This window comes from Curtobacterium sp. MCBD17_026, assembly GCF_003234895.2.
GTDB classification, from domain to species: domain Bacteria; phylum Actinomycetota; class Actinomycetes; order Actinomycetales; family Microbacteriaceae; genus Curtobacterium; species Curtobacterium flaccumfaciens.
In genome coordinates, this window is sequence record NZ_CP126281.1 from 1,344,858 (window position 1) to 1,357,588 (window position 12,731).

The window sequence follows — 12,731 nt, forward strand, 5'->3', positions numbered from 1 at the left end:
TGCCCACGATCCCCGAGGGAACCCCCATGCCCAGGACCACCGTCGCCGTGCTCTTCGGCGGTCGCTCGAGCGAGCACGAGATCAGCTGCGTGACCGCCGGCGGCATCATGGACGTCGTCGACCGGGCCGAGTACGACCTCGTGCCGATCGGGATCACCCAGGACGGTGCCTTCACGCTGCAGTCCGACGACCCGGCGCAGTGGACCATCCGCGACGGCGCGCTGCCCACCGTGCCCGACAACGGCACGCGGATCGCGTTCCCGACCTCGCCGGCCACCAACGAACTCGTCGTGTCCCACCCCGACGGCACGGTCACGGCGATCCCGGTCGACGTGGTGTTCCCGATCCTGCACGGCCCCTTCGGCGAGGACGGCACGATCCAGGGCCTGCTCGAGATCGCCGGGCTGCCGTACGTCGGCGACGGCGTGCTCGCGAGCGCCCTGGCGATGGACAAGCACGTCGCCAAGGCCGTGCTCGAGCACGCCGGGCTGCGGGTCGCACCGTGGACCACCGTGCTCCGCCGGCAGTGGGCGGCCGACCCGGTGGACGTCGCCGAGACGATCGCCGCGCACGGCTGGCCGCTGTTCGTCAAGCCGGCTCGCGCCGGGTCGAGCATGGGTGTCTCTCGCGTCGACGAGCCCTCGCAGCTGGGTGCCGCCATGGACCTGGCGTTCGAGCACGACTCCAAGGTGATCGTCGAGCCCCGTGTGGTCGGCCGCGAGGTGGAGGTCGCCGTGCTCGAGGGGCGTGACGGTGTGCCGCGCACGAGCCTGCCGGGTGAGATCGTGGTGGCCGAGGACGGCTTCTACGACTTCGCCTCGAAGTACCTGGGCGGCGACGAGTCGCTGCTCTGCCCGGCCCCGCTGACCGACGACCAGACCGACGAGATCCGCTCCATCGGTGCCCGCGCGTTCGAGGCCATCGGTGGTTCCGGGTTGGCCCGTGTCGACTGCTTCCTGACCGACGACGGCTTCGTCGTGAACGAGGTCAACACGATGCCGGGCTTCACGCCGCTGTCGATGTACCCGCGCTGCTGGGCGGCGTCGGGGGTGTCCTACGGCGAGCTGATCACCGAGCTCATCGAGCTGGGTCGCGCGGCCGTCCGCTGACCAGGCCGTGCTGGCCCGGTCGGCGCGCGAGCGTCAGGCGGGGTTCAGCCCTGCACGTCGTCGGGGTCGAGGCGCTGGTTGAGCTGGCGCTGCTCCGTCCGCTGGGTCAACCCTGCACGTCGTCGGGGTCGAGGCACTCGTGACCGTCCTTCGGCAGCGACGACACGGCGTCGGACAGCTCCTGCACGACCGTCGACGTGGTCTTCGTCGAGTCGACCACGACCTGCGCTGCCGGTGACCGACCGAACGTCGTGAAGACGACCTGGTCGCCCCGGTCGTCGCGGATCCAGTCCACGCCGCCCTGCGAGAAGCACGGCAGGTCGGACACGGTGGGGACGGCGACACCGCAGTGGTAGATCGCCACCTCGGGGTCGCCCCAGGCAGCGGTCGCCTGCGCGTTCGTGTTCCGCAGGTCGAACTTCGAGTCCACGGTCGCGGGCAACCGGACCTGCACGGCGGCGCACGCCGCTGCGTTCGCCGACGGCGCGGCGGACATCGACACGGCGTTCGTGCACCCGGTCAGCCCGGCGGCGAGGGTGATCACGGCCCCCAGGATCGCGAGGGTGCGAGGGGTGCGGCGCGCGGTGTCCATCGCCGTCCAGGCTACCGTTCTCGTGTGGATGCGACGGACGACGCCTGGGCCGGACCGACGGTGGGGGAGCTCGGCGAACTCGTCGTCCTCGACCGGATCACGAGCCGTCTGCCCGCAGGGACGCCGATCCTCGGCCCCGGAGACGACTGCGCGGTCGTGGCCGCCCCCGACGGCCGGTTCGTCGTGACGACGGACATGATGGTCCACGGTCCGGACTTCCGGTGGGCGTGGTCGTCGCCGTCGGACATCGGCTGGAAGGCGGCCGCCACGAACCTGTCCGACGTCGCCGCGATGGGTGCCGTGCCGAGTGGCCTCGTGATCGCCCTCGCCGCACCGCAGGACACCCCCGTGTCCGTCCTCGAGGGCATCGCCGACGGCTTCCGGCTCGCCGTCGACGCACTCGCGCCGGGGTGCGGGGTCGTCGGGGGAGACCTCTCCACCTCGGCGACGTTCACGGTGGCCGTCACCGCCTTCGGTGACCTGCTGGGCCGGGCGCCCGTGCTGCGGTCGGGCGCGAGCGTCGGTGACGTGCTCGCGGTGTCCGGCGAGCTCGGGCGTGCCGCCCGCGGGCTGTCCCGGCTGTTCCGCGACGGCGTCGACGGCCGGGGCGAGCCGGACCGTGCCGCGACGGTCGCGAGCGGCGCGGACGTCGACCCCGACGTCGGACGCCAGCGCCGCCCGGTGCCCCCGATCGCCGACGGGCCGCTCGCGGCCGGAGCCGGGGCCACCGCGATGCTCGACCTGTCCGACGGCCTGACGATCGACGCCGGTCGGCTCGCCCGTGCCAGCCGGGTGACGCTCGAACTCGATGCCGCCACCGACCTCGACGAGGTGGCGCTGCACGGTGGCGAAGACCACGGACTGCTGGCCACGTTCCCGGCCGACGTGATCCTGCCCGGGGGCTTCCGGCGCATCGGTGTCGTGCGGGAGCGTGGCGACGCGGACCTGCTGCGCGCCGGTGCCGCGGTGCCGACGACCGGCTGGGACCCCTACGCCGACTGGGACGGCGCCGCCGGCTGACCCGGCCCTGTCGGTGCACGACCGTGTTGCGACAGAACACGCGTCGTTCGACAGGTGCACTGTCGCAGAGCGCGTGCACACGCGCCAGAACGCCTCAGCCGGCGGCGACGGCCTCCCACGCGACGGTCTCGCCGTAGCTGCGCTTGCTGAACGGCTCCAGCCCCGCCGGCCAGGTGGGCTCGGGGGAGCGCTTGCTCCGCTCGACCACCACGACGGCATCCGGCGTCAGCTTCGGCGCCAGGGCCTCGAGCACCTCGGCGAGCTCGTGCTCGGTGACGTCGTAGGGCGGGTCGATGAACACCAGGTCGAAGGTGCGGACGGTCCCGCGCAGGTACCCGAGCACCGGCTGTGGCTGCACGTCGATCCGGACGCCCGGCACCCGCTGCTGCACGGCCTTCGCGTTCGCCCGGCAGGCCTGCGCGGCGGCGGATGCCCGGTCGACCAGGACCACCTCGGCCGCACCGCGGGACGCCGCCTCGAGCCCGAGCGCGCCCGTGCCCGCGTACAGGTCGGCCACCGACGTGGCCTCGACGAGCCCCCGTGCCTCGAGCGACGAGAACAGCGCCTCGCGCACGCGGTCGCTCGTCGGGCGGGTGCCGGACTTCGGCACCCGGAGCGTCAGGGAGCCGGCGGCGCCGGCGATGATGCGGGTCATGCAGCCACCGTATCGGCCCGGCGGGTCCGGTCCGATGTTCTCCACTGGCCGCTCGGGAGGCGCGGGTGGGGTCGGTCGTGCCCGGTACCGTTGGAACGTGGTCACCTCCGGAACCCCCGCTGCGCCGGCCGCGCCCGACCTCGGTCCGGCGCCGCTCGACGCGCGGCTCGCGAACGTGCTCGGCGGTCGGACGGCGACCGCGATCGAGAAGGCCTTCGGCTACCGCACGGTGGGGGAGTTCCTCGAGCACGCGCCCCGCCGCTACGCCGAGCGTGGTGCACTGACGGCCCTCGACTCGCTCGCGATCGGCGAACCCGTCACCATCGTGGCCGAGGTGGTCGACGTCCGTGAACGCACCATGCGCGCGCGCCGTGGCTCGATCCTCGAAGCGAAGATCGGCGACGGCAAGGGCCTGCTCACCCTCACGTTCTTCAACCAGGGGTGGCGCACGAAGGACCTCGTACCCGGTGCCCGGGGCATCTTCTCCGGCAAGGTCAGCGACTACCGGGGTGCCCGGCAGCTCGCCCACCCCGACTACGAGCTGTTCGACCCCGACGACCCCCGCGCCACGGCGGAGCCCGGTTCCGACGAAGCGATCCGGTGGTCGCGCCAGCCGATCCCGATCTACCCGGCGACGGCCTCACTCACGTCGTGGCAGATCGCGAAGTCCATCGGGATCGTCCTCGACACCCTGCCGGACCTGCCCGACCCGGTGCCGGCGTCCGCGCGGTCCCGGCTCGACCTCGTGCCGTTCCGCCGTGCCCTCGAGCTGCTGCACCGCCCCGAGAAGGTCGCGGACTTCAAGCGCGCGCAGGACGCCCTGCGCTACCGCGAGGCGTTCGTGCTGCAGACCGCCCTGGTGCAGCGCCGGATCGCGGCCCGTCGCACCGCGGCCACCCCGCGCGTGGCCGCCCCCGGTGGCATCCTCGAGCGCTTCGACGCCACCCTGCCCTTCACGTTGACGGACGACCAGCGGGCCGTCGGTGCCGACATCGACCACGACCTCGCCCGCACCTGGCCCATGCACCGGCTGATCCAGGGCGAGGTCGGGTCCGGCAAGACCCTCGTGGCGATCCGGGCGATGCTCACGGTGGCCGAGTCCGGTGGCCAGTCCGCGCTCATCGCCCCGACCGAGGTGCTGGCGGCCCAGCACCTGCGCTCCATCGTGAAGTTCCTCGGGCCGGACCTGGCCGCCGAGCTCCGACCCGTGATCCTGACCGGGTCGCAGTCCACCGACGAACGTCGCCGTGCCCTGCTCGCCGCGGCGTCGGGCAGCTCTCGGTTGGTCGTCGGCACCCACGCGCTCCTGGGCGACCGGGTGGACTTCGCCGAGCTGGGGCTCGTGGTGGTCGACGAGCAGCACCGCTTCGGTGTCGAGCAGCGCGAGGCCCTCCGCACCAAGGGCACGACCCCGCCGCACGTGCTCGTGCTCACGGCGACGCCGATCCCGCGCACCGTCGCGATGACGGTGTTCGGCGACCTCGACGTCTCGACCATCACGGGCATGCCGTCGGGGCGCGCCGGCGTCGAGACCTTCACGGTCCCGTTGGCGGAGCACCCCGGGTGGGAACCCCGGATCTGGTCCCGCATGGCCGAAGAACTGGCCAAGGGCCGCCAGGCGTTCGTCGTCTGCCCGGCCATCGACGACGCCCACACCGAGGACGACGGCGAGCCGGAGCCGGCCGAGGGCCAGGACGACGCCCCGAAGCGCGCCCCGGCGACCGTGCTCGCCACGGCCGAGCGGATGCGCACCATGCCCGTGCTCGAAGGGCGCTCGATCGCGGTCCTGCACGGTCGGATGACCGCCGACGAGAAGGACCGCGTGATGACGTCCTTCGCCGCCGGCGACCTCGACGTGGTCGTCGCGACGACCGTGATCGAGGTCGGCGTCGACGTCCCGAACGCGGCGATGATGGCCGTCCTCGACGCCGACCGGTTCGGGGTCTCGCAGCTCCATCAGCTCCGCGGCCGCATCGGTCGTGGGCAGTGGGCCGGCGTCTGTCTGCTGGTCACCTCGGCCGAGCTCGAGACCACCTCGCGCGAGCGCGTCGACGCGGTGGCCGCCTCGGACGACGGGTTCGAGCTCGCGCGGGTCGACCTCGAGCTCCGGCGCGAGGGCGACGTCCTGGGCGAACGGCAGTCCGGTGGGCGGTCCTCGCTCAACCTGCTCCGGGTGGTCGAGCACGCCGACCTCATCGTCGACGCGCGCGAAGAAGCGGAGCGCGTGCTCGAACCCGATCCCGAACTCGAGGGGTCCCCGGCCCTCCGTGACGCCCTCGCCCGGCGCCTGGACGAGTCCGACGCGGCGTTCCTCGGCAAGAACTGACCCCGGAGCACGACGGCCCGCGCGGTATCGTCGCTGCCATGGCGCAGATCGCGGTGGTCCCCGGTTCCTTCGACCCCGTCACCCTCGGGCACCTCGACGTCATCGGCCGCGCGGCCGGGCTCTTCGACGAGGTGCACGTCCTCGTGGTGCACAACCCCGACAAGAAGCCGGCGATGTTCGAGGCGGTCGACCGGGTGCGGCTCATCCGCGAGTCGCTGGTCGAGGTCGGCGCGCCGGACACGGTCACGGTGGGCGAGTGGACGTCCGGTCTGCTGGTGGACTACTGCCGGCAGGTCGGGGCGAAGGTCCTGGTGAAGGGCGTGCGGTCCGGCGAGGACGTCGCGTACGAGACCCCCATGGCCATCATGAACCGCCACCTGGCCGACGTCGAGACGGTGTTCCTGCTGCCGGAGGCGTCACGGGCGCACGTGTCGAGCTCGCTGATCCGCCAGGTGTCGTCCCTCGGCGGTGACGTCACGCCGTACGTGCCGAAGGCGGTTGCCGACGCGCTCGCGGCCCGCTGAGCACGCCCGCCCAGCACACCCAGCACGCTCACTGAACCCACCGCGTCCGGACACGCCTGTCGCCACCTCGACTCTCGGCCCCGATCGCGCTAGGCTTGTCGATCGTGTCTTCCCCCGTGAACAGCCCCTACGCCCTGCGCGTGCGCGACCTCGCGCACCGGCCGGGTGAGATGCGCGAGCACTCGCTCGACATCGAGGTGCCCGACGCGATGGGGGCCGGTCTGATCGGCGTCCGACAGGGTGCCGAACTGCACATCGACGTCAAACTCGAAGGCCTGCACGAGGGTGTCCTCGTGTCCGGACACGCTTCGGCCGACGCCACGGGGGAGTGCTCGCGCTGCCTCATCGACATCAGCGAACCGATCGAGGTCGATTTCGCCGAGCTGTTCGCGTATGATGCCTCGGAGGATTTCGACTTCTTCGTTCGCGATGACCACGTGGACACCGAACAGGTCGTTCGAGATGCGGTGGTGCTGTCGCTGCCGTTCCAGCCGGTCTGCCGACCGGACTGCCCAGGACTCGACCCGGTGACGGGCGAGCGTCTGGCCGACCTCGGCGAGCAGCCCGCTCGTCAAGTGCTGGATCCTCGTTGGGCAGCGCTCAGCGCGATCGAGCTCGACGACAGCACCGACGGTGACACCACCGCACCGAAGACCACCGAGGGCGAGGAGCGGTCCGAGACCGAGTAGGTCCCGACACCGCCAGCCCCCGTACCGACCACCGACCAACCGAAAGAGATTCACCATGGCCGTTCCCAAGCGCAAGCAGTCCCGTGCGAACACGCACGCCCGTCGTTCGCAGTGGAAGGCCACGCCGATCCAGCTCGTGAAGACGATCGAGAACGGTCAGGTCACCTACAGCCTCCCGCACCGCGCGAAGGTCGTCGAGGACTCGGCCGGCACGCCCCTGTACATGGAGTACAAGGGCCGCAAGGTCGCCGACGTCTGATCGGACCGAACGCATGACGACAACGTCCGGCGCTGCGGGGTCTCGCCCCGCGGGGCCGGACGTCGTTCGTCTGCAGGGCATCCTCGGGGCCGACATCGACCTCGAGCTGCTCCAGCTCGCCCTGACGCACCGCTCCTACGCCTACGAGCACGGGGGTATCAAGCACAACGAGCGCCTCGAGTTCCTCGGGGACTCGATCCTCGGCCAGGCCGTGACCGTAAAGCTCTACCGGTCGTTCCCCGACCTCGACGAGGGTGACCTCGCCAAGCGTCGGGCGAGCCTGGTGTCGACCGTGGCGCTGGCCGAGATCGCCCGGATGATCGGGCTCGGCCGCTACCTGCGCCTCGGCAAGGGCGAGGAACAGACCGGCGGGCGCGACAAGTCGTCGATCCTGGCCGACACCGTCGAAGCCGTCATCGGCGCGACGTACCTGTCCGCCGGCCCCGACCCGGCCACCGAGCTCGTGCTCCGCCTGGTCGAGCCGCTCATGATCGACCCGGACCGCTTCGGCGCCGCGATGGACCCGAAGACGAGCCTGCAGGAGCTCGCCTCGAGTCGTTCGCTCGGCAACCCGGCCTACCGCGTCACCGAGACCGGCCCGGACCACGACAAGACCTTCATGGCGACGGTCGTCCTGCAGGGCGAGGACATCGCCACCGGCACCGGGTCGAGCAAGAAGGCCGCCGAGATGGCCGCCGCGCTCGACGCCTGGACCCGGCTGTCCGGTCGAGCGGCCTGACCGCGTGCCCGAACTCCCCGAGGTCGAGGTCGTCCGCGCCGGCCTCGAACCCGCCGTCAGCGGTGCGCGGGTCCTGCACGTCGACGTGGTCGACGACCGTGCGCTCACCCGGCACGACGGCCCCTCGGAGGACTTCGCCGACCGACTGACCGGTCGCACGATCGCCGCTGCCGTCCGCCGGGGCAAGTTCCTCTGGATGCCGCTGCAGCCCGAGCACGACGGGGATCGCCCCGAGGCACTCGTCGCTCACCTCGGCATGAGCGGGCAGATCCTGCTCGGCCGTGGTCGACCGGCGGCCAAGCACCGGCGGATCCTCATCGACGTGCAGCCCGCGGGCACCGACCGCTCTGGTGCCGCGGAGCCCGCCGTGGAACTCGAGTTCGTCGACCAGCGCACGTTCGGCTCGATGGCGATCGACGCGATGGTGCCGACGATCGACGGTGCTCCCGCCGGGTTCGGCGGGCAGGTCGACGCGATCGACCCCGACGCCGTGTGGCGCCGGTGGGTGCCCGGGCAGGTGTCGCACATCGCCCGTGACCCGCTCGACCCCGCGTTCGACGACGACCGGTTCGCCGCGATGGCGCGGAAGCGTTCGAGCGGCATCAAGCGGGTGCTGCTCGACCAGGGCGTCGTGAGCGGCATCGGCAACATCTACGCCGACGAGTCGCTCTGGGCCGCGAAGCTGCACTACGACCGCGCCGCCGACCGCCTCACCCGTGCCGACCTGCGACGGTTGCTCGACGAGGTGCGCGCCATCCTGCGCCGGGCGCTCGAGGACGGCGGCACGAGCTTCGACGCCCAGTACGTCAACGTGAACGGGCAGTCCGGGTACTTCTCGCAGCGCCTGAACGTCTACGGGCAGCAGGGGAAGCCGTGTCCGCGCTGCGGCACGACGATCGTGCGCGAGGCCTTCATGAACCGGTCGAGCCACATCTGCCCCGTGTGCCAACCCCGTCCCCGCGCCCGCACGCGTTAGCCTGACGCCAACCAGAGCATCCGGAGACCGCATGTACTTGAAGAGCCTGACCATCAAGGGGTTCAAGTCCTTCGCGCAGCCGACGACGTTCGCGTTCGAGCCGGGCGTGACGTGCATCGTCGGCCCGAACGGCTCCGGCAAGTCGAACGTGGTGGACGCCCTGGCCTGGGTGATGGGGGAGCAGGGGGCGAAGACCCTGCGCGGCGGCAAGATGGAGGACGTCATCTTCGCCGGCACCTCGACCCGCGGTCCGCTCGGTCGCGCCCAGGTGCTGTTGACCATCGACAACACCGACGGCCTGCTGCCGATCGAGTACTCCGAGGTGACGATCGCTCGCACGCTGTTCCGCAACGGTGGCAGCGAGTACGCCATCAACGGCGAGAACTGCCGGCTGCTCGACGTGCAGGAACTGCTGAGCGACACCGGCCTCGGCCGTGAGATGCACGTGATCGTCGGGCAGGGGCAGCTCGACAAGGTGCTGCACGCCACCCCGGAGGACCGCCGCGGCTTCATCGAGGAGGCCGCGGGGATCCTGAAGCACCGTCGCCGCAAGGAGAAGACCCTCCGCAAGCTCGACGCGATGCAGACGAACCTGACCCGCCTGTCCGACCTGGCCGGTGAGATCCGACGGCAGCTGAAACCCCTCGGACGTCAGGCCGAGGTCGCACGCAAGGCCCAGTCGGTCGCCGCGGTCTTCCGCGACGCCAAGGCCCGCATCCTCGCCGACGACGTGGTGCGCCTGCGCCGCGAGCTGCACGAGCACCAGGAGGTCGAGGCCGGCCGCAAGTCCGAGCGCATCGTCCTGACCGAGCGGCTCGACCAGACCCGGGTGCGCCAGCAGCACGTCGAGCAGAGCATGGTCGGCGACGACGTCGACCGCGCCCGCACCGTCGTGCACCGGCTCGAGAGCGTGCAGGAGCGCCTCCGCGGCCTGTCGAGCCTGGCGAACCAGCGCCTGATGTTCCTCGCGCAGCAGGCCGACGCTCCACAGCAGGGCCCGACCGTCACCCAGGAGCAGGTCGCCGGGGTCCGAGCCGAGGCCGACCGCCTCGCCGCTCGCGCCGACGAGATGCAGGGCGGCTCGGCGACGACCGCCCGCGCGGTGCAGGACGCCCGCGCCGCGCTGGACGCCCTGAACGAACGCATCGCCGCCCAGGCAGCCCGGGTCTCGCAGCACGACCTCGAGGCGCAGCGGCTCGCCAGCGCCGTCGACGTCGCCCGGTCGAAGCGCGGTTCCGCCGTCGCCGACCGCGAGCGGCGGGAGCGGGCACTGGCCGAGGCCGGGGAGCGTGCCGAGCGTGCCGCGGCGGCCCTCGCCGAACTCGGTGTCGACCCGTCCGAGGGGGTCGACGAGACCGCGCTCGCGCAGACACTGGAGCAGGCGCGCGCCGAGCTGGAACGGGCCCAGACCACGCGCGACGAGCAGCGCGACCGCCTCCACGCCCTCGAACGCGAGCGGGACGCCCTCGACGCCCGGGTCACCGCGCTCGGCATGTCGATCGAGGTCCGCGACGGTTCGCAGGCACTGATCGACGCCGGTCGCGCGGGCGTCGTCGGTCGCCTGGCCGACAGCCTGACGGTGTCGCCCGGGTTCGAGGCCGCGATCGCCACCGCCCTCGAGGGACTCGCCGACGCCGTCCTCGCCGATGACCGCGGTGCCGCGCTCGACGCCGTCGACCACGCCCGCGTTGCTGACCTCGGCCGGATCGACGTCGTCGTCGCGGACGCCGCGTCCGTCCCCGCGGCCCTGCCCGAGACCCTGCCCGCCGGCGTCCGCCGTGCCACGGACCTGGTGCAGGGACCGCCGGCGCTCGCGTCGATCCTGCGGGACACCCTGGTCGCGGAGACCGACGACCTCGACCTGGAGGCCGTGCTCACGGCCGCCCCGCACGCCACGGTGGTCACGCGGTCCGGCGACCTCGTCCGTGCGGTCCGCGTGACCGGCGGCGGGGAGCGCGTGACCTCGCGCATCGAGCTCGTCGCGGAGCGCGACGACGCCGTGACGCGACGCGACGCGATCGCGACCGACGCCGAGGACGCGGCCACGGGCCTCCAGGCCGCGCGCAGCGCCGTCGAGGACGCACGCCGCCGTGCGGACGAGGCCGACGCAGCATCCCGCGCCTACACGCGGGCGAAGGCCGAGTACGACCGCACGAGCGCATCGACGCGGGCGAAGGCGGAGAACGCCGCGGCCGAGGTCGAACGGCTGCGTGCCGCGCTGGCCGAGACCGACGGCGCCGTCGAGACCGCCGAGGCGGTGCTGGCCGAGGCCGAGTCGGCGCACCGTGCCTTCACCGAGCAGGAGCGTCCCGTGGTCGACGCCTCCGAGCGTCCCGCGCTGCAGGACGCGCTCGAGTCCGCACGCGCCGCCGAGGTCGAGCAGCGGATCCAGGTCGAGACCGTGCGCGAGCGGGTGCGCGCCGAACGGGACCGCGCCGACCAGCTCGACCGCCAGCTCGAGGCCGAGCGCGCCGCTGCCGAGGAAGCCGCACGGCTCGCCGTCGTCCGACGCGGCCAGATCCGGACCGCCGAAGCCGTCCTCGCCGATCTGCCCGGGGTGCTCGGTGCGGTCGATCGTTCGCTGGCCGAAGCCCGCGTGCAGCTGGCGACGGAAGAAGCCGAGCGGTCGAAGCGCAACACCGAGCTGCAGACGATCCGCAACGAGGAGCGCGAGCTCCGGGACCGCCTGCAGACCATCACCGACGGCGTGCACTCGCTCGAGATGGAGATCTACGAGAAGAAGCTGCACGTGTCCGGCGTCCTCGACCGGGCGCAGAGCGAGCTCGGGCTGACCGAGGCCGTCCTGGTGGCCGAGTACGGGCCGCACGTGCCGGTGCCGGTCGACGTGCTCGTGGACCCGCGGGTGCGCGCGCGGAAGCACCGCGAGGCGGAGCGCGCGGCGGCAGCCGCCGCCGCCGAGGCCGCGGGCGCGACCGAGCCGGAGGACGCAGCGGCAGAAGCGGGTACCGACACCGACGACGAGGCCCTCGTCGACGCCGAGTCCACCCTGCCCGGCGGCCCCGCGCTGCCCGAGTTCGACACGACCGACGAGGTCGACCCCGCCGACGTCGAGACCGTGCCCTACGTCCGCGCCGAGCAGGAGCGCCGGCTCAAGGCTGCCGAGCGCGACCTCGGACAGCTCGGCAAGGTCAACCCGCTCGCGCTCGAGGAGTTCCAGGCGCTCGAGCAGCGGCACGCGTTCCTCGCCGAGCAGCTCGAGGACCTGCAGAAGACGCGGACGGACCTGCTGACGATCATCGACGAGCTCGACACGAAGATGCAGACGATCTTCGAGTCCGCGTTCAACGACACGAAGGAAGCGTTCGACGTCATCTTCCCGATCCTGTTCCCGGGCGGCTCGGGGTCCATCAACCTGACCGACCCGACCGACCTGCTCGGCACCGGGATCGACGTGCAGGTGAAGCCCGCCGGCAAGAAGATCGACCGCCTGACCCTGCTGTCCGGCGGCGAGCGGTCCCTGGCGGCGGTGGCGCTCCTCGTCGCGATCTTCACCGCCCGGCCGTCGCCGTTCTACATCATGGACGAGGTCGAGGCGGCACTCGACGACGCCAACCTGGGCCGCCTGCTGACCGTGTTCGAGCGTCTGCGCGAGTCGTCTCAGCTCATCGTCATCACGCACCAGAAGCGGACGATGGAGATCGCCGACGCCCTGTACGGCGTGTCGATGCGGCAGGACGGCGTCTCCGCAGTCGTCGGCCAGCGGGTGCAGAAGCGCGAGCCGGCGGACGCGGTCGCGTAGGCGTCCTGGTCACGACCTGAGTACAGACGGGAGGCGCGGTGCCAGCTGGCACCGCGCCTCCCGTTGTGTCAGGTGCGTCCGG

11 protein-coding genes are annotated in these 12,731 nt (G+C 72.4%); 9 read left to right on the top strand and 2 right to left on the bottom strand.

Translation table 11 applies throughout. The features are described from left to right. The first annotated feature begins 26 nt into the window (after positions 1 to 26). A complete protein-coding gene (locus DEI85_RS06395) occupies positions 27 to 1,109 on the top strand; it encodes a D-alanine--D-alanine ligase family protein (protein ID WP_071244873.1) in 1,083 nt (360 codons plus the stop codon). A 106-nt stretch (positions 1,110 to 1,215) separates the two neighbouring features. Here DEI85_RS06395 and DEI85_RS06400 read toward each other — a convergent pair whose 3' ends face one another. After that, on the bottom strand, positions 1,216 to 1,701 hold the full coding sequence (locus DEI85_RS06400; protein ID WP_110859114.1) for a DUF3515 family protein: 486 nt from the start codon (positions 1,699 to 1,701) through the stop codon (positions 1,216 to 1,218). Between the two features lie 24 nt (positions 1,702 to 1,725). Between DEI85_RS06400 and thiL the strand changes: the two genes are divergently transcribed. Next, complete coding sequence (gene thiL / locus DEI85_RS06405; RefSeq protein ID WP_111123477.1) at positions 1,726 to 2,721, top strand: thiamine-phosphate kinase; 996 nt, start codon at positions 1,726 to 1,728, stop codon at positions 2,719 to 2,721. 94 nt (positions 2,722 to 2,815) lie between these two features. Here thiL and DEI85_RS06410 read toward each other — a convergent pair whose 3' ends face one another. Beyond that, positions 2,816 to 3,376, bottom strand: a complete 561-nt coding sequence (locus DEI85_RS06410) for an RsmD family RNA methyltransferase (protein ID WP_110859112.1) — start codon at positions 3,374 to 3,376, stop codon at positions 2,816 to 2,818. A 97-nt stretch (positions 3,377 to 3,473) separates the two neighbouring features. Here DEI85_RS06410 and DEI85_RS06415 point away from each other — a divergent pair, with 97 nt between their 5' ends. From DEI85_RS06415 to DEI85_RS06445, 7 genes are all read left to right on the top strand, one after another. Beyond that, positions 3,474 to 5,702 (top strand): ATP-dependent DNA helicase RecG, encoded by a 2,229-nt coding sequence (locus DEI85_RS06415; RefSeq protein WP_258376337.1) that lies wholly within the window; start codon positions 3,474 to 3,476, stop codon positions 5,700 to 5,702. Positions 5,703 to 5,740: 38 nt separating this feature from the next. Beyond that, positions 5,741 to 6,226, top strand: a complete 486-nt coding sequence (gene coaD / locus DEI85_RS06420) for a pantetheine-phosphate adenylyltransferase (protein ID WP_110859111.1) — start codon at positions 5,741 to 5,743, stop codon at positions 6,224 to 6,226. Between the two features lie 116 nt (positions 6,227 to 6,342). Continuing rightward, on the top strand, positions 6,343 to 6,915 hold the full coding sequence (locus DEI85_RS06425; RefSeq protein WP_111123475.1) for a YceD family protein: 573 nt from the start codon (positions 6,343 to 6,345) through the stop codon (positions 6,913 to 6,915). Between the two features lie 55 nt (positions 6,916 to 6,970). Further along, positions 6,971 to 7,174, top strand: a complete 204-nt coding sequence (gene rpmF, locus DEI85_RS06430; RefSeq protein ID WP_017888273.1) for a 50S ribosomal protein L32 — start codon at positions 6,971 to 6,973, stop codon at positions 7,172 to 7,174. 13 nt (positions 7,175 to 7,187) lie between these two features. Further along, positions 7,188 to 7,913 (top strand): ribonuclease III, encoded by a 726-nt coding sequence (gene rnc, locus DEI85_RS06435; RefSeq protein WP_173034235.1) that lies wholly within the window; start codon positions 7,188 to 7,190, stop codon positions 7,911 to 7,913. A 4-nt stretch (positions 7,914 to 7,917) separates the two neighbouring features. Further along, a complete protein-coding gene (gene mutM, locus DEI85_RS06440) occupies positions 7,918 to 8,889 on the top strand; it encodes a bifunctional DNA-formamidopyrimidine glycosylase/DNA-(apurinic or apyrimidinic site) lyase (protein ID WP_111123474.1) in 972 nt (323 codons plus the stop codon). 31 nt (positions 8,890 to 8,920) lie between these two features. Beyond that, positions 8,921 to 12,649, top strand: coding sequence for an AAA family ATPase (locus DEI85_RS06445; RefSeq protein ID WP_111123473.1), 3,729 nt, complete (start codon positions 8,921 to 8,923; stop codon positions 12,647 to 12,649). Positions 12,650 to 12,731: the final 82 nt, after the last annotated feature.

Coding starts and splice junctions, on each gene's coding strand:
- DEI85_RS06395 (WP_071244873.1), top strand. CDS start 27: ATGCCCAGGACCACCGTCGCCGTGCTCTTCGGCGGTCGCTCGAGCGAG.
- DEI85_RS06400 (WP_110859114.1), bottom strand. CDS start 1,701: ATGGACACCGCGCGCCGCACCCCTCGCACCCTCGCGATCCTGGGGGCC.
- DEI85_RS06410 (WP_110859112.1), bottom strand. CDS start 3,376: ATGACCCGCATCATCGCCGGCGCCGCCGGCTCCCTGACGCTCCGGGTG.
- coaD (WP_110859111.1), top strand. CDS start 5,741: ATGGCGCAGATCGCGGTGGTCCCCGGTTCCTTCGACCCCGTCACCCTC.
- rpmF (WP_017888273.1), top strand. CDS start 6,971: ATGGCCGTTCCCAAGCGCAAGCAGTCCCGTGCGAACACGCACGCCCGT.
- rnc (WP_173034235.1), top strand. CDS start 7,188: ATGACGACAACGTCCGGCGCTGCGGGGTCTCGCCCCGCGGGGCCGGAC.
- DEI85_RS06445 (WP_111123473.1), top strand. CDS start 8,921: ATGTACTTGAAGAGCCTGACCATCAAGGGGTTCAAGTCCTTCGCGCAG.